This is a genomic window from Skermanella mucosa, from assembly GCF_016765655.2.
GTDB classification, from domain to species: Bacteria; Pseudomonadota; Alphaproteobacteria; order Azospirillales; family Azospirillaceae; genus Skermanella; species Skermanella mucosa.
On record NZ_CP086106.1, the window covers coordinates 2891226 to 2914984 of the forward strand.

Here is a 23759-nt window from a genome sequence, read left to right on the forward strand (position 1 = left end):
ATGAAGGAACTCGACATCGCCGGCGTCTATGTCGCGCCGATCCTCGGCTGGGCGTTGATCGCGCTCGTGGTCTGGACGGTGCTGCGACGCCTGATCGACCGCTTCGGCGCGTCGCGCTGGATCTGGCATCGCGGCCTGTTCGACGCGGCGCTGTTCGTCATCGTCCTGGGCGGCGTGGCGGCGGTCGCCGGATAACGGAACCATACGAAGATGAAATTCACGATCCCCCTCACCCGCATCGCCGTCACGCTGGTCACGGTGGCCGTCGCCGCCGTCGTCGGCTGGTACCTGTGGGACTATTACATGGCCCAGCCCTGGACCCGCGACGGCCGGGTGCGCGCCGACGTGATCCAGGTCTCCCCCGACGTCTCGGGCATCGTCGCCCGCGTCCAGGTCCGCGACAACCAGCATGTCCGGCGCGGCGACCTGCTGTTCACGATCGACCGGGACCGCTACCGGCTGGCGGTCGAGCAGGCCCAGGCGCTGGTCGAGAGCCGCCGCGCCGACATGGTGCAGCACGAACGCGACATGGACCGGCAGCACCGCCTGAGCGGCGGCGTGGTCTCCGTCGCCGACCGGGAAGCGGCCGAATCCGCCTTCGCCATCACCCGGGCGAGCTTCCGCCAGGCCCAGGCGGACCTGGAGATGGCCAGGCTGAACCTGGACCGCACTGACGTGCGCGCCGTCGCCGACGGCTACGTCACCAACCTGGAGCTCCATGTCGGCGACTACGTGCAGTCCGGCAGCCCGGCCCTGGCCCTGGTGGACAGCGGCTCCTTCCATGTGGTGGGCTATTTCGAGGAGACGAAGCTGCCGCGCATCCGCGAGGGCGCCCGGGTCTCGGTGGCGCTGATGGGCCATGGCCGGACCTTCGGAGGCCATGTGGACAGCATCGCGAGCGGCATCGTGGACCGTGAGCGCAGCCAGAGCCCCGACCTGCTGGCGAACATCAACCCGACCTTCACCTGGGTCCGGCTGGCCCAGCGCATCCCCGTCCGGATCACCCTGGACGACGTGCCGGAGGGGTGGCGGCCCAGGGCCGGCCTGACCGCGACCGTGACGATCCTTCCGGACCCGGCTCCCGCGGACCGGTAGGTTCCCTTCAGAGGATCGGCCGCCGGGATCCGACACGATCGTTTGAAGGTGTTTCGGGCAGAAGGCGGATTGCCGGCCCGGTCCAACGCACGGACTATTCCCGGGCAAGTTCCACGCGAGGCACGCAAAAGACAACAACAGCCTCGATCAGAAGCCGGGAGGGAACGTGACAGCCGAAACCCTGACCAAGAGCGTCGAGATCGACGCCGCCGCCGATCCGGAACGGGGCGACCGCTCCGCCGACATCGACCATATGCCGCCCCTCACCCAGGCGGTCCCGCTGGGCATCCAGCACGTCCTCGCCATGTTCGTCGGCAACGTGACGGTTCCCATCATCCTGGCGAAGGCCGTGGGCGCCACGCCGGACCAGATCGTGTTCCTGGTCCAGGCGGCCATGTTCGTGGCCGGCGTGGCGACGCTGGTCCAGACCTTGGGCATCGGGCCGGTCGGCGCCAAGCTGCCGATCGTCATGGGCACCAGCTTCGGTTTCGTCCCGGTCATGATCCCGATCGCCCAGGCCTACGGCCTGCCCGCCGTGATGGGCGGCGCGCTGGTTGGCGGCCTGCTGATGGCGGCGGCCGGCCTCTATATCCGCCGGATCAACTTCCTGTTCCCGCCGGTCGTCACCGGCACCTTCGTGGTCATGATCGGCATGATCCTGCTGCCGGTCGGGTTCGCCTATGTCGGCGGCGGCTTCGGCGCCGCCGACTTCGGGGCGCCCCGCCACCTGCTGCTGGCCGCCCTGGTGTTCGGCGTCACCCTGGTGTTCCACCAGTTCTTCAAGGGCTTCCTGGCCATGGCGGCCGTGCTGATCGGTCTGCTGGTGGGATATGTCGCCGCCATCCCGCTCGGCCTGGTGGATTTCGCCAAGGTGAGCGACGCCGGCTGGTTCCAGCTGCCGCAACCCTTCGCGGTCGGGATCGAGTTCCACGCCGCCGCGATCGTCGCGATCGGCCTGATGGCCGTCGTCACGGTGGCCGAATCCATCGGCGACATCGCCGGCACCGCGATCGGCGGCGCCAACCGCGAGCCGACCCGGCGCGAGCTGTCGGGCGGCGTCATGGCCGACGGGCTGATGAGCAGCTTCGCCGCCGTCTTCAACGCCTTCCCGCAGATCAGCTTCAGCCAGAATGTCGGGCTTGTCGCGCTGACCGGCGTCGCCAGCCGCTACGTGGTGGCGATCGGCGGCCTGTTCCTGATCGTGGCCGGACTGCTGCCCAAGCTGGGCGCCCTGGTGTCGACCGTGCCGAACGCCGTGCTGGGCGGGGCCGTCGTGATCATGTTCGGCCTGATCACCAGCGCCGGCATGAAGATGCTGAGCCGGATCGACTTCAACAAGCGCAACATGCTGATCATCGGCGTCTCGCTCGCCGTCGCGATCGGCCTGCCGGCCCAGAAAGGCCTGATCGCGGTGGCCCCGCACGGCTTGCAGACGATCCTGGAATCCGGGCTGATCCCCGGCGCGATCGCCGCGATCCTGCTCAACCTCCTGCTGCCCCAAGGCGGCGGCGAGGAAGAAGGCCACTGACCGGCTCACCCCCAGCAACCGAAAGGACCCGCCCGATGCGGCTCTGGATCAAGGACCCCCTCGCCATCCTGGCCGACGGCGCCGACCGCGGGATCGTCATCGAGCAGGGCCGGATCGTCGAACGGGTGGCGGCGGGCCGGGAGCCCGCCGTCCCCGCCGACCAGGTGTTCGACGCGGGCGGCCATGTCGTGATTCCCGGCCTGATCAACACCCACCACCACTTTTACCAGACCCTGACCCGCGCCCTGCCCGCCGCCCTGGACAAGGAGCTGTTCCCCTGGCTCAAGGCACTCTATCCCGTCTGGGCCCGGCTCGACGCGCGGGCCCTGGAGTCGGCGGTCACGGTGGCGATGGCGGAACTGATGCTGTCCGGCTGCACCACCACCGCCGACCACCATTACGTGTTCCCCGCCGGGCTGGAGAACGCGATCGACATCGAGGCCGGCGTGGCCCGCCGGCTCGGCATGCGCGCCGTGCTCACCCGGGGCTCCATGAACCTGTCCGAGCGCGACGGCGGCCTGCCGCCCGACGGCGTGGTCCAGGACGAGGACACCATCCTGGAGGACAGCCTGCGCCTGATCGAGGCCCACCACCAGCGGGGCGACGGGGCGATGGTGCAGATAGCGCTGGCGCCCTGCTCGCCCTTCTCGGTGACCCGGTCGCTCATGACCCGGACGGCGGAACTGGCGGAACGGCACGACGTGCGCCTGCACACCCACCTCGCCGAGACGGAGGACGAGAACGCCTTCTGCCTGGAGACCCTGGGCCGCCGCCCGCTCGACTACCTGGAGGACTGCGGCTGGCTCAGCGGCCGCGTCTGGCTGGCGCACGGCATCCATTTCACCCCCGCCGAGATCGACCGGCTGGCCGCGGCCGGGACTTCGGTCACCCATTGCCCGTGCAGCAACCAGGTGCTGGCGTCCGGCATGTGCCCGGTCCACGGGATGGAGCGCGCCGGCGTCAAGGTCGGTCTCGGCGTGGACGGTTCCGCCTCGGCCGACAGTTCCAACCTGATGCAGGAGGTCCGGGCCGCCTTCCTGCTCCAGCGCCTTCAATACGGCGTGTCGGCGGTGAGCCACCGCGACGCGCTGCGCTGGGCGACCGCCGGCTCGGCGGCCTGCATCGGCCGAGGGGACCTCGGCACCCTCGCGGAGGGGTTCCAGGCCGACCTCGCCCTGTTCAAGCTGGACGAACTGCGCTTCGCGGGGCACGGCGACCCTTTGGCGGCCCTGGTGCTGTGCGGCGCCCATCGGGCCGACCGCGTCATGATCGCCGGCCGCTGGACGGTCGAGGACGGCCGGATCGCGGGACTGGACACCGCGGAGCTTGCCCGCACCCACCAGTCCATCGCCCGCCGGATGACGGCGGACGCCTGAACCTCACCCCTCCAGGGCGACGCCGACCGGCTCGAAGCCCCTGAGCGGCATGTCGGCCGGCCGCTGGAGCCAGTTGTCCTCGGGGTAGTGGCAGGCGCCGTCGATCACGTGGAGGGCATAGGCGCCGCGCGGGCGGGGCGACCGGTTCGGACCGCTCCGGTGCGGCGTCAGCCCGTGCATCAGGATCATCGTGCCGGCCTCCGCTTCGAGCGGCACGAAGTCGGCGGTCGAGAAGTCGTCCAGCCCTCCCAGCCGCTCCAGGGCCGCACCACCCTCGGGCCGGCGCCGGAACCGGGACAGCAGCCCGCGCCGCTGCCCTCCGGGCTCGACCCAGAGGCAGCCGTTCTCCGTCGTCGCATCCTCCAGCGCGAACCAGAACCCCAGGACGCTCTGGGGCTCGGTATAGAGCCATGCCGCGTCCTGGTGGTTGCCGATCTCGCCGCCGGTATGCGCCTGCTTGAAGATCACCATGGACTGGAGCAGACGCGGATCGGCCATGCCGACCTGGTCGCAGATGCGCCCCAGGCGCGGATCGCGGGAGAAGCCGTCGAACAGCGGGTCCAGGTCGTGCAAGGCGTGGCCGATCTTGTCCACGCCCCGCCAGGCCGGATCGTGTGACCCGCCGGCCGCCGGCTGTTCCTGGTCGAAGAAGATCCTGATCTTGTCGCCCGAGGACAGGAAATAGCCCTCGTGCTCGGCATCCCCCAGCTTCGGCAGGAACGCCATCCGCTTCACCTCCCAGGCGAGCTGCGCGGCAAGTGCCCGTGAATAGTCGAGAAGCGCCTGGCATTCGGAGCGGGATACGAAACCAGGCAGCACCAGATAACCAGCCGATCGGAATTCGGCGATCTGTTCCTTGCTCAACACGGGATCGTTCCTTGTCTGGGGTTCAGGCGATGGCGGTGGGCTTGTTCCCGACTTCCGCGGCTCCCGCCCGAGCCGTGTCTACGCAATAAGTAATATCACGATCGACCGTACCGAACTGATGTACATGCACCCGAAGGCCGATAGTCAGGGGAATGGCCATGTATCCATGCGACCAATGACCTGTGCGAAACTTCAAAGCTCCACCCCCAAATCATGCACTCCCATCCGGGTGTCCCGGAACTCCTTCGGAACCATTTCGAAGTGCCTGACAATCTCATGTTTCGTGCGTATCTCAGAAATGATTATGCGAGGTATGACGCCTTATGGACAGGCCCCTGTCCATAAGGCGTCATCGCCCGCCGGCCCGAGGTGGCAGCCCGGCTATTCGTCGCTTTCGTAGGCCGTGACCGCCAGCTCGACCATGCGCTCCAGCACGCGGTCGATGTCGATGTCGGAGCTGGCCTCGTCGACCAGCACCTCTTCCAGGTAGGTGCGAAGGCTGAACGGTTCGACCTCGCCGACCTCGTGCTTCGCCATCAGCGGCATCTCGCCCAGCGCCTTGGCGGCGCGCTTCAGTCTTGCTTCCTGCATTTCCTGTTCCTGTAGTCGTTGCAATCCAATAACGTCCGGTATGGGAGTATGACGCCGGGTGTTCCCCGATTGCGGACGATAAAGGGCCGTACGGGCCAGGAAGGTTAGGAATGTTCCTTTCGACCGTGGAAGGTCGTTACTGGGTCGAATTGATCGACCAGGCGACCGCGGATTGGGAAAGTTTCCGCATGAACCATGCCGTGTCCAAGTATTTCGCCAAGCATGTCGCCGACCGCCGCGCGGTGCCGCCCGGCGACTTCGCCGAAGCGCGTTTCTTTTCCCTCCGGAACAGGAACGCCGAGCCGGTATCGACGGCGATGATCCGGCCGAAGCGGATCGATGTCGGCGTCGCCCATGCCAACAAGTCGCCGTTCCCCGACTATATGGAGGACTACTCGATCCTGGCGCGCCACATGCGCGTGGCGTTCGACACGCGGTGCTATCCGTATGGCCGGTAAGGGCCGCCGCTAAAGGCGGCCGGCAAAGGCGGCACGCGGTTTGCTCGCCCCTCGGACCTTTCCATGATTCTGTCGGAAACCCGCCGGAATCCCTGCCGAGAGGAGCAATCCATGGTACCGATGCTGACACTGGCCCTGCGTCTCGCCCGCCGCTTCCCGGACGACGCGGACCTGCTGGCGGAGTTGCGGGAGGACAAGCTGGTCCGCAGGACGATCGACGCCTGCGAGTTCCTGGCCCTGGCCGCGCGCGAAGGGCGGACCGTCACCGTGGCGGAACTGGCCGCCGCGGTGAAGCTGCCGCTTTCCGGAACCGCCCAGGCGGCCAACGCCAGGGCGGTCGCCACCATCCTGGCCGCGCTGACCACCTATGATTTCGAGAACGCCCGTCCCCTGCTGACCGCGCTTGTCCGCCGCCGGGACGGCAAGCGCCCGCCGCCCGCCTTCTTCGCGCTGGTGGACGAACTCGGCCTGCTCGCCTCCTACGACGACGAGGACGCCTTCCTGGAGGACGAGACCGCCCGGGTCCACCGCGCCTGGGCCGCCTGAGAAAGGCGCCGCCCGAAGGGGAATCGCGCCAGGGGGGACCGCCCGAGGGGGGAATCCGGATTATCCCGGAACGGCGCGACTTCCCGATTACCAGCGGCGGTCAAAATGGATCATGATGCGGCCGACCCTTGGGGGAGCTTGCCGATGTTCGACATGACCACGCTCACGGCGGAAGCGTTCGGGCGGGAGATCTCTGAAGCCTACCGGAACACTTTCGGCGTGCGGGAGCCCCAGAAGGCTGACTTCCTGGCATGCGCCGCCCGCTTGGCGGTGGAGCGGATCGCCAACAGCGACGCCCTCTACCACGACGTCCACCATACCATCATGGTGACGCTGGTCGGGCAGGACATCCTGCGCGGCCGGATCATCTCGCACCGGATCACGCCGAGCGACTGGGTTCATTTCCTGCTGGCGCTGATGACCCACGACATCGGCTATGTCCGTGGCGTCTGCCCGGGCGACGAGGCTGACACCTGCGTGATCGACGAGGCCGGCAACTCGGTCCGCCTGCCCAGGGGATCGACCGACGCCTTCCTCGCCCCCTACCATGTCGAGCGGTCTAAGCTGTTCGTGCGCGCCCGGTTCGGCGAAGATCCGGAAATCGACGTGGACCGGGTCAACCGGAGTATCGAGCTGACCCGCTTCCCCGTGCCCGACGACGGGGACCACGATGCGACCGATACCGAGGCCGGTCTGGTCAGGGCGGCCGACCTGGTGGGCCAACTCGCCGACCCGATGTACATGCGCAAGATCTCGGGCCTCTTCCACGAATTCCGGGAGACCGGGGTGGCGGACCGGCTGGGCTATCAGTCGCCCGCCGATCTTGTCGATTATTATCCGGAATTTTTCTGGACCCGGATCGAGCCCTATGTCGGCCATGGCCTCCGCTATCTCCAGATGACCAGCTCGGGCAAGCGCTGGATCGCCAACCTGTACAGCCACGTGTTCGCGGTCGAGCACCGCCGCCGCAGCCTCGGCCCGCACATCCCGCAGCAGAGCGAGGATGCGCGGCGCGGAACGCCGTTGGCCCGCCCGGAAGCCGGCTAGGAAGGTCCCGGCGTCCCGCTGCGGCGGACAAGTCGGCAAAGGTCGAAATGGCGCCGCTGTGCTTTCTGGGTTTGTGCTTCTTGGGCGGCGATCTCGCCGGTCGCGCGGGCGGTCTCGATCTTCGCGTTCCTGGCTAGCAGATCGATCTGCGGCGCCGACTTGATCAGCCCGATGACTTGGCTGATCTATCCCTTTATCACCATACGCTTATGCAGCTAACCCGATCGTCGCCGGACAGGAGAGCCAAGGTCGTAATGTTCTAACCCGCTTTTTCCGATAACTTTATCAAAAGCGGACCTCGAAGGGCGGTTGGGAAGAAGCCACGCCGGTCGCAGGGCGTTGCAGAAGCGTTTTCCCCACGGATTTGAATGGTCGTCATGCATATCGAATCAGCAAACTCCGGCTGGAGCGATAGGAGGCAACCCTTCGTTCTCGTCGTCGATGACGATCCGGTGGCTCGATTTCTCTACCGTCAAGCTTTGGAGCAGGAAGGCTTCCAGGTTGCGGATGCGAGCGACGGCGGCCCCGCGCTTGCCATGTTCCAGGAGCGCGAGCCCGACCTGGTGCTGCTCGACGTTCTCATGCCGGGAATGGACGGTTTCGCGACCTGCGCCGCCCTGCGCCGCCTGCCCATGGGTATCGGCGCCCACGTACCGGTCCTGATGGTCACCGGGTTGGACGACGTCGGGTCGATCCGCGCCGCCTACGATGCCGGGGCGACCGACTTCGTCACCAAGCCGATCAACTGGACGATCCTGATACAACGCCTGCGTTACATGCTGCGGGCGAACGAAAGCCTGCGCCGGCTGGGCGAAAGCGAGCGGCGGCTGGCTCAGGCCCAGCGCATAGCTGCACTGGGCAGCTGGGACTGGGACATACGATCGGGAGAGATGACATGGTCCCGCGAGATGTTCCGCCTCCTGGGCTACGAGGCCGCCGATGACGGTCCCCCCGAAGTCCGGCCGAGCCTTTCCGCCGTGATGGACCGCGTGCATCCGGACGACCGCGCACATTTCGGGGCCTCCATCGACCGCATCCTCGCGGCGGGCGCGCTGGTCGAGAAAAGAATCGACGTCCGCATCGCCGGGATCGGAGAGCAAGACCTCGACGACGCGCGGATCATACGCTTCACGGGTCGAATGATGCTTGACCGTCGCGGGAGCGTGGTGCGCGCCGTCGGCGTGGCGCAGGACATAACCGAACGGCGGCGCGGCGAGGACACGTTGCGCAAGGCGTTGCAGCAGGCCGAGGCCGCGAACCGCGCCAAGTCGGACTTCCTGGCGAACATGAGCCATGAGTTGCGCACGCCCATGAACGCGATCCTGGGCTTCACCGAGATCATGGACATGAAGCTGTACGGACCGCTCGGCAACGATCATTACCAAGACTACGTGAGGCTGATTCATGAGAGCGGCGAACATCTTCTGCAGCTGATCAACGCGATCCTGGACCTGTCCAAGGCCGAACAGGGCATGATCGAACTTCGCGAGGATAGGATCGACGTCTGCGGGACCGTGCGGGCCTGCCGCCGACTGCTCCAGACGCAGGCCGACGCCAAGCACATCGTCTTGGCACTCGACCTGCCCGATCAGCCGCCGATCCTGTGGGCGGACGAGTTCCGGGTCAGGCAGATCCTGCTGAACATCTTGTCGAACGCGCTGAAGTTCACTCCCGACGGAGGAAAGGTGACCCTTCGGATCCGCTGCGACTCCTCCGGCGGAGATTCCGCAGGGGAACAGTCGGGCGGCTTGGTGTTCGAAGTCGCCGACACGGGCATCGGAATGCGGGTCGAGGATATCCCGATCGCCCTGGCTAAGTTCGGGCAAATCGACAGCTCGCTGTCGCGCCGCTACGACGGTACCGGCCTGGGTCTGCCGTTGACAAAGCGGCTGACCGAACTCCACGGCGGATCGCTGCGCATCCAAAGCCTCCTTGGTGTCGGTACGACGGTGACGGTGACCTTCCCACGAAGCCGTCTACTCGCCGACAGACGGCGGATGGCGACTGAAGGCGAGACGGTTTTCCCAAATATTAGGCCTTTATTAAAACAAACTGCCTCAAGTTAGCATACCTACGTATATTCCATAAGGTGGCCACCGTGCGACTTAGGCTCGGTTTCCAGGCGCTGCTGTCGGTTTTCACCGCAGCTCTCCTGCCGATGGCGCCCGGCGCAACTGCAGCCGAACGGGCCGGTATCGCAGATCTTACGCACCTAAGCCTCGAGGATCTGATGAACCTCCGGGTCGAGGTCACGTCGGCATCGAAGCGGACCGAGACTCTGGGCAAGGTCGCCGCAGCCGTTTCCGTCCTGACCGGTGACGACATCCGGCGTTCCGGCGCCACCAACATTCCAGACGCGCTTCGCCTGATCCCCGGGGTCCAGGTGGCCCGGATCAACGCCAGCAAGTACGCGATTTCGGCGCGGGGGTTCAACGGGCGGTTCGCCAACAAGCTCCTGGTGCTGATCGACGGGCGCAGCATCTATACGCCCCTGTTCTCTGGCGTCTTCTGGGAACTTCAGGATACGCTGCTGGAGGATGTCGACCGCATCGAGGTGATCCGCGGCCCCGGCGCAACGCTTTGGGGCGCCAACGCGGTCAACGGCGTGATCAACATCATCACGAAGCCAGCCTCGCAGACCCAGGGCTTGCTGGTGACCGGCTCCGCCGGCGATGAGGAACGGGGGTCGGGCGGAATTCGGTTCGGCGACACCTTCGCCGATGGGGACGGCCACTACCGGATTTATGCCAAGCACATGCGCCGTGACGCGGGCCTGACCGGGTCTGGGAAAGAGGCGTCCGACGACGTGAATCGCAGCCGCTTCGGCTTCCGCGCGGATTGGAGCGCCGGCCCGACGGACAGATTCACTGCGCAGGGCGGCATCACCACCGGACGGGCAGGCGAAAGCTCCACGATGTTCGAACCCACGGCACCTTTAGCCCGCACGGTCGAAGAACAGGACAGGCTGCTGAATGCTGACATCCTGGGACGATGGACCCGGACTCTTTCGACTGCCTCGGAGATTTCGCTCCGGGCCTATGTCAGCCGGGAGTCCATCCACCTGCCCCAGGTAAAGGCGACGAATGACACCCTGGACGTGGAGTTCCAGCATCACGTCAAACCGCTGGAACGACACGATATGGTCTTGGGGGCCGGATACCGGCTGCACTCCGACGATGTCGAAAGTACCTTCTCCCTTTCGGTCGAACCGGACCGGCGGACGGAACAGGTGATCAACGCTTTCGTTCAGGACGAGATCACGCTGATTCCCGACATGCTCCGCTTCACCATAGGGTCCAAGTTCGAATATAATGGCTACAGCGGCGTCGAACTGCAGCCGAGCGCCCGCCTGCTTTGGACCCCCGCGGCGGATCATACGTTCTGGACCGCCGTATCGCGCGCGGTTCGCACGCCGTCACGGGCTGAGGACGACATCCGGATCGTTCAGACGGCTCAGCCCGGGCCGGGCGGATTGCCGGTGACGGTCGAGGCGACGGGACAACGTGGCTTCGATGCGGAAGATCTGCTTGCGTTCGAAGCCGGTTACCGGACCAGCCCCGCCGCCAATCTGTCGCTCGACTTGGCTGCCTTCTACAACATTTACGACAACCTCCTGTCTCTGGAGCCGCAGCCGGTCGCCTTCGCCGGCTCCCCGGCGCCCCGGTTCGCGTTGCCGCTCCTGGCCGGCAACCGCCTTAGCGCCAGGACCTGGGGAGCCGAAGTCGCCGCCGAGTGGCAGCCGGTCGAAAGCTGGCGGCTTCGCAGCGCTTACACCTTGCTGAAGATGGACGCGGAGTCCGAGACCGGCAGCGGCGACACCGTCTCTGCGGCCGCCGCCAACGGCAGCAGTCCGCAGCACCAGTTCAATATCCAGTCCTCCACCGACTTGACGGAAGACATCGAAGTCGACGTAATCCTTCGACATGTCGGTGATCTGCCGGCGCTCGGGATCGACGGCTACACTACCCTGGATGCGCGCATAGGCTGGCGGGCGGCGGCGGGCGTGGAGTTGTCCCTGGTCGGGCAGAATCTCGTCGGCGGCTCCCGCCTTGAATACCGCCCGGAGTTCCTGTCCACCGATCCAACCCGCGTGGAGCGCGGCGTCTATGCCAAAGCGACGGTGCGATTCTGAAGCATGCCTCGCCGTTCCTTCCTCGACCTGACCTTGAAAACCGTGGCGATTCTGGCCTTGATGCTCTCGGCCGGCGGTCTCGTCTCCGAGGTCTCCGCGGCTCCCAGCGAGTACGAGGTCAAAGCCGCGTTCCTTTACAACTTCGCTAAGTTCACTGATTGGCCTTCCGCGCAAAACGCGGGTCCGGGACCGTTCACCATCTGCATACTGGGCAAAGATCCCTTCGGCACGGCGCTGGACGTGCTGGAGGGAAAGCCCGTGGATGGGAGACCTGTCGCCATCCGACGAATGATGGAGCCAGGAGACCTGCAACGGTGCTGGATCATGTTCGTCGGGCACCCATACGCCGATGGGATGGAACGCCTCGCCGGGGATTTGCAAGGGCAACCCATTCTGACCGTCGGGGACAATCCCGGGTTCGTCCGCTCGGGTGGCATGATCGGTTTCATACTCGACGACGGACGCATCCGGTTCGAGATCGATCCCGACCGGATCTCTCCGGCTGGACTGTCCATCAGTTCGCAGCTTCTGAACCTGGCGGTCATCGTTCGCAGCAAGGAGAGTTCGGGATGGTGACGCTGTTCCGCCTGATGCCGCTTCGGCGCAAGCTGATCACCATCATGCTGCTGACCAGCGGCATCAGTCTCCTGATGATCACGGCGGCTCTAATCCTGCACGAGGAAGTCCGCTTCCGCGAGAGTGCCGTCAATCAACTCGCCTCGATCGGCAAGGTCATCGCGGCCAATACCACTGCGGCGCTGTCGTTCGACGATCCTGGGGCGGCCGGGGACACCCTCGCGGCATTGGCCGCTCATCCGGAGATCCGACAGGCGCACATCATCCGGCGCGACGGCGCACTATTCGCGGCATATCCCGCGGGCCGCGATTCGGCGGCCCCGGGTTCCGACGAGGATGATCACTGGGACCGGGATTTCCTCGATCGCTCCCTCGAAACGATCCGGGCAGGAGAAAGCGGGGAATTCTATTCCTTCCGGCCGAACGAGCTGGACGTCTATGTCACCATCCGCCTGGACGATGAACTGCTGGGTCTCGTCCATCTAACGTCGGACATGACCGAACTCAGCAGCAATCTCTCCCGCTATTACGGCATCGTGGCGCTTGCCGCAGTCATGTCGCTGCTGGTCACCGTCGTGGTCTCGGCTCGGCTCCAGCGGGTGGTCTCCGCGCCGATTATGGATCTGACCAGGACCATGGCGGGCGTTTCCCAGTCCAACGACTATGCTGTCCGCCTGCCCCGCCGATATACGGACGCGCGCTATCCCGCACGCCGCGGTGACGAGATCGACGCGCTGATCGACGGCTTCAATGACATGCTGCTTCAGATCGGGTTGAGGGACGAGCGGCTTGCCCGCCAGGGCGAGATCCTCGAATCCCAGGTCGCCGATCGCACCGCCGCTCTCTCGACCGCCAATGACGAACTGGAGCGGACCGTCCGTGAGCTCCGGCACGCGAAGCGGACCGCGGAGGCGGCGAACCGCGCGAAGTCCGAATTCCTGGCGAACATGAGCCACGAGATCCGGACACCCATGAACGGCGTGCTCGGCATGATGGAACTGCTTCTCGAAACCGATCTGTCGGACCGGCAGCGGCGTTACGCCGACGCTGTGCGGCGCTCCGGAGAAACCCTTGTCAGCCTGATCAACTCGATCCTCGACCTGTCGAAGATCGAGGCCGGAAAGATGGAGCTGGAACTGGGTACGCTGGATGTCCGGACGCTCGTCCGCGACCTGACCGATTTCTTCGACGGACAAGCCGCCGCCAAGGGCGTCAACCTCGCCTGCTTCGTGCCGGCTTCAATTCCCGGTGGGCTGATCGGCGATGCCGGACGCCTCCGGCAGATCCTGACCAACCTGATCGGCAACGCGATCAAGTTCACCGGGAACGGCGGCACGGTGACGGTACGGGTCGGACCCGCCGACGTGACGCCGGGGCAGGATGCATCAGCCGGACCGGTGCGGCTGCGGTTCGAGGTGGCCGACACCGGCATCGGTATTCAGCCTGACAAGCAGGCAACCATCTTCGAAGTATTCGCCCAGGCCGACGGCTCGACCACCCGGCGTTACGGCGGGACCGGGCTGGGACTAGCGATCGCCCGCCAGCTCTGCGCCCTGATGGGAGGGGAGATCGGGGTCGCCAGTGCGCCCGGCAGCGGCTCGACATTCTGGTTCACCGTCCAGTTCCGCCAGCTTGCCGACGTCGAACCTGCCCCAGGGGCCGGAGCTGCGGCGTCGGGGCGCGTGCACGGTCCGGACGGCGCGCGGCGTCTGTCGGGTCGCGTCCTGCTGGTCGAGGACAATCCGGTCAACCGCGAAGTCGCTACTGAAAGGCTGATGCGGCTGGGGTGCACTGTAGATGTGGCAGCCAACGGGATCGAGGCGCTCGACCGCGCGCGCCATCACAGTTACGACCTGATCCTGATGGATTGTCAGATGCCCGAGCTGGACGGCTTCGACGCGACCCGGGCGATCCGCCTGGACGAGACTCGGCTGCCAGGAACGAGGGCCAGGCACGTGCCGATCGTCGCCCTGACCGCAAACGCACTGGAAGGAGACCGGGAGCGCTGCCTCGCCGCGGGAATGGACGATTACCTCGCGAAACCATTCAGCCATAGTCAGCTGTCCGACGTCGTGGGACGCTGGCTGACTCCCGGCGGGTATCCGCCTGTCGGGGAGCCCGGCAGAATGGAGACGACGGAGTCCCTCGGGCCGCTGGACTCGCGGACTCTCGACGAACTGCGCCGGATGGCCGGCGGCGGCAGGCCGGACCTCCTGGCCAGCGTCGCGAGAATCTATCTGGAAAGCACGCCGGAGCTGCTGGAACGCCTCCGCGCGGGAGCGAAGATCGGCGATTGGCACCTCCTGGCCGCGACAGCCCACGCGCTGAAATCGAGCAGCGGCAGCATCGGAGCCGCGGAGCTGTCGGCCCGGTGCCGGGATTTGGAAACAGCGGCCCGCCGGGCCGCCGGTGGGGCGGCCCCGGACGACTTGGTGCCCGGCCGGGTGGTCGGCGCCATCGAGGCGGAGTATGGACGGGTGTGCGCCGCCCTTGCCTCCCTCGCGCCGCCGACGCCAGCCGAAACGATCAGCTCTTGAAGACGACGCCCAACTCCTCGACCTGCTCCGGCGTCAGCGGCCGGGTCGGGTGCACGTGCAGCAGGAAGTGGAGCTTGGCGGTCTCCTCCAGTTCCTCCAGCGCGTAGAGCGCGTCGTTCAGGCTCTTGCCGGCGATCACGGGGCCGTGGTTCGCCAGCAGGACCGCCGCATGCTTGAGCGCCATCTCCTTGACCGCCAGGGCCAGCCGCTCGTCGCCCGGGCGGTAATAGGGCACCAGGGCGAGGTCGCCGACGCGCATCACGTAGTACGCGGTCAGCGGCGGCAGGACGGGCGCGCCGGGCTTGTGGTCCAGGCACGACACCGCGACCGAGTGCGTCGAGTGGGTATGGACGATGGCCCCCGCGTCCGGCCGCACGTCGTAGACGCAGGTATGCAGGAAGGCTTCCTTGGACGGCGGGTCGCCGCCGACATGACGGCCGGAGGCGTCCAGCCGGGACAGCCGCGCAGGGTCGAGCAGGCCCAGCGAGCTGTTGGTCGGCGTCACCAGCCAGCCGTCGTCCAGCCGGACGCTGAGATTGCCCGAGGACCCGTGGACCAGCCCCCGCCGGTACATCAGGTCGCCCATCCGGCACAGGACATCGCGGGCTTCGTTTTCCCTCGTCATCCGGCTTCTCCCCTCCCTTTGTTCAGCCAATTACGGTTCGGCCAAGTATGGTTCAGCCCAGTACTGTTCAACCCACCAAGGCGTTGGCGACCAGCAGGGTCACCATGGCGGTGGCCCAGCATAGCGTGGTCGGAACCGACCAGACGAGCATCTGGTGCTTCGCGTTCTTGACGCCCAGCATCCGGTTGATCACCCAGAAGTAGCTGTCGTTGAAGTAACCGAACGCCATCGATCCGATCGCCGCCGCCTGGGCCGCGAACACCATGTTGACGTCCGGGATCTGCATCAGGATCGGGGCTGAGATCGAGGCGCCGGTGATCATCGCGACCGTGCCGCTGCCCTGGATCAGCCGCACCAGGGAGGAGATCACGAACGGGATCAGCACGGCCGGCAGCGGCAGGGTCGCCACCAGCTCGCCCATGTACTGGCCGGTGCCGCTGTCGCGCAGCACCGCGCCCAGCGCGCCACCGGCGCCGGTGACCAGCAGGATGATGCCGGCGCTCTCGACGCCCTTCTCCATCTCCATGATGACTTCGTTGCGCGGCCGGCGCGACGCCAGGCCGTAGACCGCCACGACGACGCCCAGGCCGACCGCGATGACCGGGTTGCCGACGAAGGCCGCGATCTGGACCGGCAGGGAGGCCGCCAGGGCGGCGTCGCCGCTCGCCTTGACGATGCCCGCGACCAGCGTGTTGACGAAGATAAGCACGATCGGGACGACGATCGGCAGGACCGACAGCCACAGCGGCGGCAGCTCGGACGACCGCGCCTGCTCGGCGTCCTTGAACTGGCGGTAGGCGGCGCTCAGGTCCTCGCCGGTGTCGCGCTGGATCATCGCCTCGATCCGCGGACCCATGAAGCGGGCGTACCAGACCAGCACGAAGGTGCTGGGCAGGGTCAGCACGACGCCCCAGAAGATCATCAGGCCGATGTCGATGCCGTAGATGCCGGCGACGCCCAGGGGTCCCGGGGTCGGCGGAACCGCGTGGTGGGTCAGCATCAGGCCGCCCGCCAGGGAGATGCCGAGCGTCAGCAGCGACTTGCCGGTGTTCTGGGCCAGCGCCCGGACCAGCGGGCTCAGGATGACGAAGGCGCTGTCGCAGAAGATCGGGATCGAGACGATGTAGCCGGTGGCCGTCATCGCCCATTCCTCCCGCTTCTCGCCGAGCGTACGGACGAAGCTGAGCGCCATGCGTTCGGCGGCGCCGGAGATTTCCAGGATGCGGCCCATCATGACGCCGAAGCCGATGACGAGGCCGATGGTGGAGAGCGTGGCGCCGAAGCCCGTCGTGATCGACTTGACGACCGCTTCCGGCGCCATGCCGGCCGACAGGCCGGAGATCGAGGCGGCGACGACCAGCGCCAGGACGGGGTGGATCTTCGTGCGCAGGACCAGCACGATCAGGATGAAGATGGCGAACGCCAGGCCGAAGATGGCCGTGGGACCGACCGCGGAGACCGCGCCGTTCATTGGAGTGCTTCCTTGAGATTCTTGATTGCTTGATGGCCGGATTGCTTGATGGCTGGCGGGCGGCGGCCTACAGGCCGTGGTCGCCCCTGTGGCTGCGCACCACGGTGTCGAAATCGCGGTCCCGCTCGAAGCCGAGGGAGAGGCCGCGGGAGACGTCGAAGTCGCCGGGCCAGCTCAGGACGATCTTCTTGATGCGCTCGTCCTCCCGGAAGCTGACGCGGACGCGGGCCTCCTTGCCGCCGACCCTCTCCAGGCTGTCGAGCATTTCGGCGACGGTAACGGACAGGCCGGGCAGGTTGACAGTGCGGTGGCCGTCGAACCGCGCGCCCTCGACCGCGCCGGCGTGGATCAGGTTCGCGATCACGGTGGACGGCGAGGAGATCCACAGGCGGGTGTCGGCCGGCACCGGGCAGACGCTCTCGACCCCGGCCAGCGGCTCGCGGATGATGCCGCTGGCGAAGGACGACGCGGCGGCGTTCGGCTTGCCCGGGCGCACCACGATGGTCGGCAGGCGGCAGACCCGGCCGTCCACGAAGCCCTTCCGGGAGAAGTCGTTGACCAGCAGCTCGCCGATCGCCTTCTGGGCGCCGTAGGACGATTGCGGCATCACCGCGATGTCGTCGGGAACCACGTCGGGCAGCGTGCCGCCGAACACCGCCAGCGAACTGGCGAAGACGAAGCGCGGCGGCGCGGGCAGGCGCCGGCAGGCTTCCAGCAAGATGCGGGTGCCGTCCAGGTTGACCGCCATGCCGAGGTCGAAGTCGGCCTCCGCCTGCCCGCTGACCACGGCGGCGAGATGGTAGACCGCGGCGACGTCAGGCGTGACGACGCCGTCGATGAAATCCTTGTCGGCGATGTTGCCGATGACCGACCGGACGCGCGGGTCGGTGACCGGACAGGGCGCAAGATCGACCGAGACGATCGAGGAGAATTCCGGGAAGCCGGGTGCGGCGCCTTGCGACAGCAGCGTGCCGATCAGGCGGGCGCCGAGAAAGCCGGCCCCGCCGGTGACGACGAGTTTCATAAGTGCTCAGTTCCCTTTGGGGTAGTATTGGTCTTCGGAAATCCGGGCGGTCAGGCTGCCCCGGAGTCCGGGAAGTGGTCCGCGATATGGACGGTTATGCCCATCCTCGCGATGGCGTCGCGCACGTTCGGGGCCAGCCCGTCGTCGGTCACGATGGCGCCGAGGGCGTCCAGCGGCACGGCGTTGAAAGTCCCGACCTTGCCGTACTTGGTGGAGTCCGTGACCAGCACGGCCTTCACCGCGCTCTGCACGATCGCCTGCTTGACCGGGACCTTGTTCTCCGCCGGCGTCGAGACCCCGCGCATGCCCCAGGACGAGGTGGACAGGAACGCGACGTCGAAGTTGTAGCGCCGGATCGCCTGGGCCGCCGTGTCGCCGACGCAGGACTGGTTCTCGCGCTCCACCTCGCCGCCGGTATGGTAGAGCCGGCAGGCGGAGTGGCGGGCCAGATAGCCGGCGACGACGAAGTCGTTGGTGACGACCGTGATGTCCGACCGCTCCGGCAGCCGCCGGGCGATCTCCAGCGTGGTCGTTCCCGCGTCCAGGTAGACGACGGCGCCTTCGGGCACCAGGGCCGCCGCGGCGCGGCCGATGGCGGCCTTCTGCTCGTGCTGCAGGCGCGACTTGACCACGTGGGACGGCTCGACCGAGATCCGCTCCGGCAGCCGCACGCCGCCCGGCACCGTCATGACGTGCCCGTGGCGCTCAAGCTGCTGGATGTCGCGGCGGACCGTCATGTGGGACACGCCGAGCAGGTCGGTCAGCTCCGCGATGCTGATGACCCCCCGGCCGGCGAGGCTGGACGTGATGAAGTGCTGGCGCTCGGCCGGGATCATCGGAACCTTGGCCATGGCGCGCATGCCTCAGCCCTGCCGTTCCTGCGCATCGAAGAAGAATCGCGGCCCGCCGAAATTGCCCGACTTCAGCGCCAGCGAGATCGGCCGGTCCACCGCCCGCACCCAGGGAACGCCCGGCGCGATCTGCGGACCGATATGGAAGCCGGTCACGCCGAGCGACTGCACCACCACGCCGGAGGTCTCGCCCCCGGCGACGATGAAGGTGTCGGTGCCGTCCTCCGCCAGCAGCTTCGCGAGCCGGCCGAAGGTCCGCTCCACCGCGGCGCTGGCCTGCTCGGCGCCGTACTGCTTCTGGATCCGGCCGAGCGCGTCGGGATCGGTGGTCGCGTAGACCAGCGGCGCCAGGTCGCCGCCCTGCTGGTCCTTCACCCAGGCGAACAGCTCCTCGGCGTAGTCGTCGTCGGCCAGGCAGCGGACGACGTCCACCGGGCAGGCCGGCGCCTCTTCCTTGTAGGCCGCGACCTGGGCGTTGGTCATCTGGGAGCAGGAGCCGGACAGCACGACCGGCCGCTCGCCCGACGGCCGGCCGGCGGCCGCCGCCTGTGCCGGGTCGCTGAGCCGGTCGGTCCAGGCCTTCGCCATGCCGTCGGCCAGGCCGGAGCCGCCGGTCACCAGCTTCATGCCGGCGACCGCCTTGCCGACCGTCGCCACGTCGTCGGAGTTCAGCACGTCGAGGACGGCGTAGCGCATGCCCTGGGCGCGCAGGGATTCCAGGGCGGCCTTGACCGCCTCGGGCCCGCGGGCGACGTCGTCGCTGCGGACGTTGCCGCATTTCCCCCTGGATTGCGCTTCCATCAGGCGCATCAGGTTGCTGTCGGTCATGGGCGTCACCGGATGGTGGCGCATGCCGGATTCGGCCAGCGGCACGCCGTTGACGAACAGGTAGCCGTTGTAGATCGTCCGCCCGTTGACCGGCAGCGCCGGGCAGATGACCGTCAGGTCCTCGCCCAGGGCGTCCAGCAGGGCGTCGGTCACCGGGCCGATATTGCCGCGCGCGGTGCTGTCGAAGGTCGAGCAGTATTTGAAGAAGAACTGCTCGCAGTCCCGCTCGCGCAGCCAGTCCAGCGCCTGGAGGCTCATGGCGACCGCCTCGTCCGGCGGGTTGGAGCGCGACTTGAGGCTGATCACGACGGCGTCGGCCTGGACCTGGAGGTCCTTGTCCGGCACGCCGTTGAGCTGGATGGTGCTGAGCCCGTTGGCGACCAGGAAGCCCGCGATGTCGGTCGCTCCGGTGAAGTCGTCGGCGATGATCCCGAGACGCATCACTTGGTCTCCTTTTCCGGCAGGGTGATCCCGGCGAAGGTCTTGATCACGGCGCTGTCGTCGAGCTTGCCGTAGCCGGCGTTGCTGGCGTTGGCGAACATGGTGAAAGCGGTGGAGGCCAGCGGCAGCGGGAACTTGAGCGAGCGGCCGGTCTCGGTCACGAGGCCGAGGTCCTTGACGAAGATGTCCACCGACGAGGTCGGCGTATAGTCGCCGTCGACCACATGCTTCATCCGGTTCTCGAACATCCAGGAATTGCCGGCCGCGTTGGTCACCACGTCGTACATGAGGTCGAGCGGGATGCCGGCGCGGGCGGCCAGGGCCATCGCTTCCGCCCCGGCGGCGATGTGGACGCCGGCCAGGAGCTGGTGGATGATCTTGACGGTGGCGCCCTGCCCGATCTCCGGCCCGATCTCGTAGACCTTGCCGGCCACGGCATCCAGCAGGGGCCGCAGCTTGGCGAAGGCCTCGGCGCCGCCGGAGGCCATCACGGTCATCTCGCCGGCCGCCGCCTTGGCCGCACCGCCGGAGACGGGCGCGTCCAGCATCAGCAGGCCGTGTTCGGCGAGCCCCGCTCCGATCGACCGGGCGTCGTCGGCGGAGATCGTCGCGGAGACCATCACGCCGGTTCCCGGCCGCAGCTTGCCGGCGAGGCCGTCGTCGCCGAACAGGACCGCCCGGCATTGCGCGGCGTTGACCACCAGCAGGAGCACGGCGTCGAGCCGGTCGGCGAAGGCCGAGCCGTCCGCCGCGGCCTCGACGGCGCCGGCGGCCCTGAGATCGGCCCTGGCGGCCTCGTTCAGGTCGATGCCGTAGGTCTGGAGGCCGGCGCGAATGCAGGACTTCGCCGCCCCCATCCCCATGGAGCCGAGCCCGACTACGCAGACGTGGTACGCGTTGGCTGCCGCCACGACGATCCTCCGGATGTTATGTTTTGTGTCTAAATGCTTCCTGACCTACTAATTATCACAAATCTTAAAACTGTAAAGCCGAAGTTCACAGATTTTCACATACACGGTCGGGCGCGAACGGGCTGCACCTTCCGCGACCGCGCGAGGGCATCCGCGGAATGGATTGCTATCGCGAGTCAGTCGCATTATCAAAGTGTCGGCCGGGCCTGCCCCAGAGGCCGGGTGCCAGCCGACAGTCCCAGGCAATCCGGAACCGGAGAAGGGTATTCCCATGTTCACATCGGTCTCCCACGTCGCGACCGACAAGGCGGAGCGGTTCATGACCCAGCTCTGCAAGCACTTCGCTCACAAGATCCCCGCGTCGTCGGAGAATGGCAGCGGCCGGATCCAGTTCGAGGCGGGCACGTGCCTGCTGGAAGCAGGGCCCGAGTTCCTGACGCTGCGGGTCGAGGCCGGCAGCGAGGACCAACGGAACACCGTCGAGGAAGTGGTCAAGAGCCACCTGGAACGCTTCATGTGGAAGGAGCCGGCGGAGATCACCTGGAACAGGGCTTAAGGCCTCCCCTGCTTAGCAAGTGAGAATGATTTGCATCCGCACTGTGAAGCTGTATCATGACCGGGCTTCCGGGATCGATTGATGCGAGGACACATGTGCGAGCAGTGCGAAGCTGGACCGGTGGAACTGCCTGACGCGGCCAAGGGCCGGCGCAAGCTCTGGGATATCGCCCAACACCTGCACTGTTCGATCGTCGGCACCTGCCTGTCGATGGACGACCTGCGCAAGCTTACCCGCAAGGGCGGCATGCGGGTTTCCGACGACGCGACGGATTATTGCATCCACAGCTACTTCGTCCGGGAAGCCGGGTCGAACGGCAAGCTGGGACGCCTGCTGCACAAGATGCTGGACGACAGGCACGCGGTCGATATCCGCCGGTTCTCCGCCGCCGGCGGCGATGCCGGCCAGATCGAGGCGCTGTGGAACAAGGCGTTCGACAGCGGCCGGGTGGCGGGCGCCTACTGGGCCGTCATGAGCCTTCGGGCCGTGCCGCAGGAACTGGTGACGACCGCCTACGGGCAGGTCCACATGCTCTCCCACGTCCTGGGCAGCTACAACCGCAACGCCATCCAGCGCGTCGCGGCGGCCGAGAAGCAGATCGTCGAGCTGACGCGGCAGCGGGACGCCGCCCAGGCGGCGAAGCTGGAGCTGGAACGCTCGAAGGAGAAGCAGATCCGCGACCTGGAGGCGGAATTGCTTCGGGCGCGCTGCAACGCCCCGGCGCAGCCGGCCTCGCCGGACGCGCGTGAAACACTGACCCTGAAGTCGCGCCTGGCCCGGGCGGAGCAGCGCCTTTCGGCCGAGCGGGAACGCCGCCGCGCGGCCGAGGCCCGGATCGCCCGGCTGGAGCTGCTGGACGACGCGGAAACGCCTCAGCAGGCCCCCGCCCCCGCCGCCCAGCCCGCCGACACGCCGGCCACGATCAACGTCGCGGGCCAATGCGTGCTCTATGTCGGCGGACGGCAGGCCCTGGTTCCCCATATCCGCTCCGCGGTCGAGCGGCGGCAGGGCCGCCTGCTGCACCACGACGGCGGGCTGGAGCAGGCGCCCAGGATCCTGGAGAACCTCGTGACCCAGGCGGACATGGTGTTCTGCCCGCTGGACTGCGTCAGCCATGCCGCCTGCCTCCGGGTCAAGCGCCTGTGCCAGCGGCTGGACAAGCCCTTCCTCCTCCTGCGCAGCAGCGGGGCCAGTTCGCTGGTCCGGGCGTTGCGGTCGGATGCCCATCCCTGAATTCCGGAGAGACGAGACGATGACGTCCCATATCGAGCAGCTCTGCATCGAAAAAGGATTGAAGATGACCGACCAGCGCCGGGTCGTCGCCCGCGTGCTGTCGGAAGCCACCGACCATCCCGACGTGGAGCAGGTCCATCTCCGGGCGATGCGGATCGACCCGAACATCAGCATCGCCACCGTCTACCGGTCGCTCCGGCTCCTTGAGGAAGCCAGCATCATCGAGCGGCTGGATTTCGGCGACGGACGCGCCCGCTTCGAGGAGGCGTGCGAGCGCCATCACCATCACCTGATCGACATCCAGACCGGCGAGGTGATCGAGTTCGTGAACGAGGAGATCGAGGAGCTGAAGAAGAAGATCGCCCAGGACCTGAACTACCGCCTGATCGGGCACCGGCTTGAACTGTACGGCATCAAGCGCCGCCCGGAGCCGGAGGAGTCCTGAGGGATCGTCCCGGCCAAAACGCCGGGCCGGTGAACCGGGAACCAGCCGGGCGCACGGATGCGCCCGGCCCCGTTCCGTCAGACGACGGTGGTCTTCACGTCGATGTTGCCGCGCGTCGCGTTCGAGTAGGGGCACACCTGGTGGGCCTTCTCCACGATCGTCTCGGCCTGGGCATGGTCGAGACCCGGCAGGGATACCCGCAGCGCCACGGCGAGCCCGAAGCCGCCTTCCGACCGCGGGCCGATGCCGACCGACGCGGTCACCGAGGTGTCCGTTGGCATCTTCACCTTCTCCTGGCCGGCCACCACCTTCATGGCGCCGATGAAGCAGGCGGCGTAGCCGGCGGCGAACAGCTGCTCGGGGTTGTTGCCCTCGCCTCCGGCGCCGCCCAGTTCCTTCGGCGTCGCAAGCTTGACTTCGAACGTGCCATCCGTCGTCGCGGCCCGGCCGTCCCGGCCGCCGGTAGCGGTCGCCTCGGCGGTGTATTTCACATCAACTGGCATGTTCTATCCTCCCATTCTTTCGGTAAATTGACTGTTCGGCGGGACCGGCATGCTAGCAGCCGTAGGCGCCCCTGTCTCGGCCCAGGTGGCATGCGGGACGCGAGAATGTTTTGATGAG

General features: G+C 67.1%; 23 protein-coding genes. 14 read left to right on the forward strand and 9 right to left on the reverse strand.

Going from position 1 to position 23759, the window contains the following annotated elements:
- The 4 genes from JL100_RS13190 to JL100_RS13205 all read left to right on the forward strand — a co-directional run bounded on the left by JL100_RS13190 (position 1) and on the right by JL100_RS13205 (position 3999).
- Positions 1-195 (forward strand): DUF1656 domain-containing protein, encoded by a 195-nt coding sequence (locus JL100_RS13190; RefSeq protein ID WP_202679423.1) that lies wholly within the window; start codon positions 1-3, stop codon positions 193-195.
- 15 nt (positions 196-210) lie between these two features.
- On the forward strand, positions 211-1095 hold the full coding sequence (locus JL100_RS13195) for an efflux RND transporter periplasmic adaptor subunit (protein WP_202679422.1): 885 nt from the start codon (positions 211-213) through the stop codon (positions 1093-1095).
- 166 nt (positions 1096-1261) lie between these two features.
- The gene (locus JL100_RS13200) at positions 1262-2623 is read left to right on the forward strand and encodes a uracil-xanthine permease family protein (RefSeq protein ID WP_202679421.1); all 1362 of its coding nucleotides are present in this window, start codon (positions 1262-1264) and stop codon (positions 2621-2623) included.
- Positions 2624-2658: 35 nt separating this feature from the next.
- Complete coding sequence (locus JL100_RS13205; protein WP_202679420.1) at positions 2659-3999, forward strand: 8-oxoguanine deaminase; 1341 nt, start codon at positions 2659-2661, stop codon at positions 3997-3999.
- Between the two features lie 3 nt (positions 4000-4002).
- Here the strand turns inward: JL100_RS13205 and JL100_RS13210 are convergent, their stop codons facing one another.
- Both JL100_RS13210 and JL100_RS13215 read right to left on the reverse strand, forming a co-directional pair.
- Positions 4003-4866: a phytanoyl-CoA dioxygenase family protein gene (locus JL100_RS13210; protein WP_228421237.1), complete on the reverse strand. Its 864-nt coding sequence runs from the start codon at positions 4864-4866 to the stop codon at positions 4003-4005.
- A gap of 381 nt (positions 4867-5247) precedes the next feature.
- The gene (locus JL100_RS13215; RefSeq protein WP_202679418.1) at positions 5248-5457 is read right to left on the reverse strand and encodes a hypothetical protein; all 210 of its coding nucleotides are present in this window, start codon (positions 5455-5457) and stop codon (positions 5248-5250) included.
- Between the two features lie 110 nt (positions 5458-5567).
- Here JL100_RS13215 and JL100_RS13220 point away from each other — a divergent pair, with 110 nt between their 5' ends.
- From JL100_RS13220 to JL100_RS13250, 7 genes are all read left to right on the forward strand, one after another.
- Positions 5568-5915 (forward strand): hypothetical protein, encoded by a 348-nt coding sequence (locus JL100_RS13220; RefSeq protein WP_202679417.1) that lies wholly within the window; start codon positions 5568-5570, stop codon positions 5913-5915.
- 111 nt (positions 5916-6026) lie between these two features.
- Positions 6027-6461 (forward strand): hypothetical protein, encoded by a 435-nt coding sequence (locus JL100_RS13225; protein ID WP_202679416.1) that lies wholly within the window; start codon positions 6027-6029, stop codon positions 6459-6461.
- A gap of 144 nt (positions 6462-6605) precedes the next feature.
- Positions 6606-7508: a hypothetical protein gene (locus JL100_RS13230; protein ID WP_202679415.1), complete on the forward strand. Its 903-nt coding sequence runs from the start codon at positions 6606-6608 to the stop codon at positions 7506-7508.
- 368 nt (positions 7509-7876) lie between these two features.
- Positions 7877-9574, forward strand: a complete 1698-nt coding sequence (locus tag JL100_RS13235; RefSeq protein WP_228421238.1) for an ATP-binding response regulator — start codon at positions 7877-7879, stop codon at positions 9572-9574.
- A gap of 32 nt (positions 9575-9606) precedes the next feature.
- Entirely contained in the window at positions 9607-11640 is a 2034-nt protein-coding gene (locus JL100_RS13240) for a TonB-dependent receptor plug domain-containing protein (RefSeq protein WP_202679413.1), read from the forward strand.
- Between the two features lie 3 nt (positions 11641-11643).
- Positions 11644-12216, forward strand: a complete 573-nt coding sequence (locus JL100_RS13245) for a YfiR family protein (protein WP_202679412.1) — start codon at positions 11644-11646, stop codon at positions 12214-12216.
- Positions 12210-14753 (forward strand): ATP-binding protein, encoded by a 2544-nt coding sequence (locus JL100_RS13250; protein WP_202679411.1) that lies wholly within the window; start codon positions 12210-12212, stop codon positions 14751-14753. The genes JL100_RS13245 and JL100_RS13250 overlap by 7 nt, the downstream gene beginning before the upstream one ends.
- Here JL100_RS13250 and otnC read toward each other — a convergent pair.
- From otnC to ltnD, 6 genes are all read right to left on the reverse strand, one after another.
- Positions 14743-15378, reverse strand: a complete 636-nt coding sequence (gene otnC, locus JL100_RS13255; RefSeq protein WP_202679410.1) for a 3-oxo-tetronate 4-phosphate decarboxylase — start codon at positions 15376-15378, stop codon at positions 14743-14745. The genes JL100_RS13250 and otnC overlap by 11 nt on opposite strands.
- A gap of 67 nt (positions 15379-15445) precedes the next feature.
- On the reverse strand, positions 15446-16849 hold the full coding sequence (locus JL100_RS13260) for a GntP family permease (protein ID WP_202679409.1): 1404 nt from the start codon (positions 16847-16849) through the stop codon (positions 15446-15448).
- A gap of 67 nt (positions 16850-16916) precedes the next feature.
- Entirely contained in the window at positions 16917-17873 is a 957-nt protein-coding gene (denD, locus tag JL100_RS13265; protein WP_202679408.1) for a D-erythronate dehydrogenase, read from the reverse strand.
- A 50-nt stretch (positions 17874-17923) separates the two neighbouring features.
- Entirely contained in the window at positions 17924-18724 is an 801-nt protein-coding gene (locus JL100_RS13270; RefSeq protein WP_228421239.1) for a DeoR/GlpR family DNA-binding transcription regulator, read from the reverse strand.
- A 12-nt stretch (positions 18725-18736) separates the two neighbouring features.
- On the reverse strand, positions 18737-19993 hold the full coding sequence (gene otnK / locus JL100_RS13275) for a 3-oxo-tetronate kinase (protein ID WP_211113024.1): 1257 nt from the start codon (positions 19991-19993) through the stop codon (positions 18737-18739).
- Positions 19993-20904: an L-threonate dehydrogenase gene (ltnD, locus tag JL100_RS13280; protein WP_202679406.1), complete on the reverse strand. Its 912-nt coding sequence runs from the start codon at positions 20902-20904 to the stop codon at positions 19993-19995. Before ltnD ends, otnK begins: the two co-directional genes overlap by 1 nt.
- A 271-nt stretch (positions 20905-21175) precedes the next feature.
- Here ltnD and JL100_RS13285 point away from each other — a divergent pair, with 271 nt between their 5' ends.
- The 3 genes from JL100_RS13285 (at position 21176) to JL100_RS13295 (ending at position 23138) form a co-directional block, all read left to right on the forward strand.
- Positions 21176-21460 carry a DUF2218 domain-containing protein gene (locus tag JL100_RS13285; protein ID WP_202679405.1) on the forward strand — a complete coding sequence of 95 codons (285 nt, stop codon included), beginning with the start codon at positions 21176-21178 and terminating at the stop codon, positions 21458-21460.
- A 120-nt stretch (positions 21461-21580) separates the two neighbouring features.
- On the forward strand, positions 21581-22693 hold the full coding sequence (locus JL100_RS13290) for a DUF2325 domain-containing protein (protein WP_228421240.1): 1113 nt from the start codon (positions 21581-21583) through the stop codon (positions 22691-22693).
- Positions 22694-22712: 19 nt separating this feature from the next.
- A complete protein-coding gene (locus JL100_RS13295; RefSeq protein WP_202679404.1) occupies positions 22713-23138 on the forward strand; it encodes a Fur family transcriptional regulator in 426 nt (141 codons plus the stop codon).
- Positions 23139-23215: 77 nt separating this feature from the next.
- On the opposite strand, the gene JL100_RS13300 is transcribed toward JL100_RS13295, so the two are convergent.
- Positions 23216-23641, reverse strand: coding sequence for an organic hydroperoxide resistance protein (locus tag JL100_RS13300; protein ID WP_202679403.1), 426 nt, complete (start codon positions 23639-23641; stop codon positions 23216-23218).
- Positions 23642-23759 lie beyond the last annotated feature (118 nt).

Coding starts and splice junctions, on each gene's coding strand:
- JL100_RS13190 (WP_202679423.1), top strand. CDS start 1: ATGAAGGAACTCGACATCGCCGGCGTCTATGTCGCGCCGATCCTCGGC.
- JL100_RS13195 (WP_202679422.1), top strand. CDS start 211: ATGAAATTCACGATCCCCCTCACCCGCATCGCCGTCACGCTGGTCACG.
- JL100_RS13205 (WP_202679420.1), top strand. CDS start 2,659: ATGCGGCTCTGGATCAAGGACCCCCTCGCCATCCTGGCCGACGGCGCC.
- JL100_RS13215 (WP_202679418.1), bottom strand. CDS start 5,457: ATGCAGGAAGCAAGACTGAAGCGCGCCGCCAAGGCGCTGGGCGAGATG.
- JL100_RS13220 (WP_202679417.1), top strand. CDS start 5,568: ATGTTCCTTTCGACCGTGGAAGGTCGTTACTGGGTCGAATTGATCGAC.
- JL100_RS13225 (WP_202679416.1), top strand. CDS start 6,027: ATGGTACCGATGCTGACACTGGCCCTGCGTCTCGCCCGCCGCTTCCCG.
- JL100_RS13230 (WP_202679415.1), top strand. CDS start 6,606: ATGTTCGACATGACCACGCTCACGGCGGAAGCGTTCGGGCGGGAGATC.
- JL100_RS13235 (WP_228421238.1), top strand. CDS start 7,877: ATGGTCGTCATGCATATCGAATCAGCAAACTCCGGCTGGAGCGATAGG.
- JL100_RS13245 (WP_202679412.1), top strand. CDS start 11,644: ATGCCTCGCCGTTCCTTCCTCGACCTGACCTTGAAAACCGTGGCGATT.
- JL100_RS13250 (WP_202679411.1), top strand. CDS start 12,210: ATGGTGACGCTGTTCCGCCTGATGCCGCTTCGGCGCAAGCTGATCACC.
- otnC (WP_202679410.1), bottom strand. CDS start 15,378: ATGACGAGGGAAAACGAAGCCCGCGATGTCCTGTGCCGGATGGGCGAC.
- JL100_RS13260 (WP_202679409.1), bottom strand. CDS start 16,849: ATGAACGGCGCGGTCTCCGCGGTCGGTCCCACGGCCATCTTCGGCCTG.
- denD (WP_202679408.1), bottom strand. CDS start 17,873: ATGAAACTCGTCGTCACCGGCGGGGCCGGCTTTCTCGGCGCCCGCCTG.
- JL100_RS13270 (WP_228421239.1), bottom strand. CDS start 18,724: ATGGCCAAGGTTCCGATGATCCCGGCCGAGCGCCAGCACTTCATCACG.
- otnK (WP_211113024.1), bottom strand. CDS start 19,993: ATGCGTCTCGGGATCATCGCCGACGACTTCACCGGAGCGACCGACATC.
- JL100_RS13285 (WP_202679405.1), top strand. CDS start 21,176: ATGTTCACATCGGTCTCCCACGTCGCGACCGACAAGGCGGAGCGGTTC.
- JL100_RS13295 (WP_202679404.1), top strand. CDS start 22,713: ATGACGTCCCATATCGAGCAGCTCTGCATCGAAAAAGGATTGAAGATG.
- JL100_RS13300 (WP_202679403.1), bottom strand. CDS start 23,641: ATGCCAGTTGATGTGAAATACACCGCCGAGGCGACCGCTACCGGCGGC.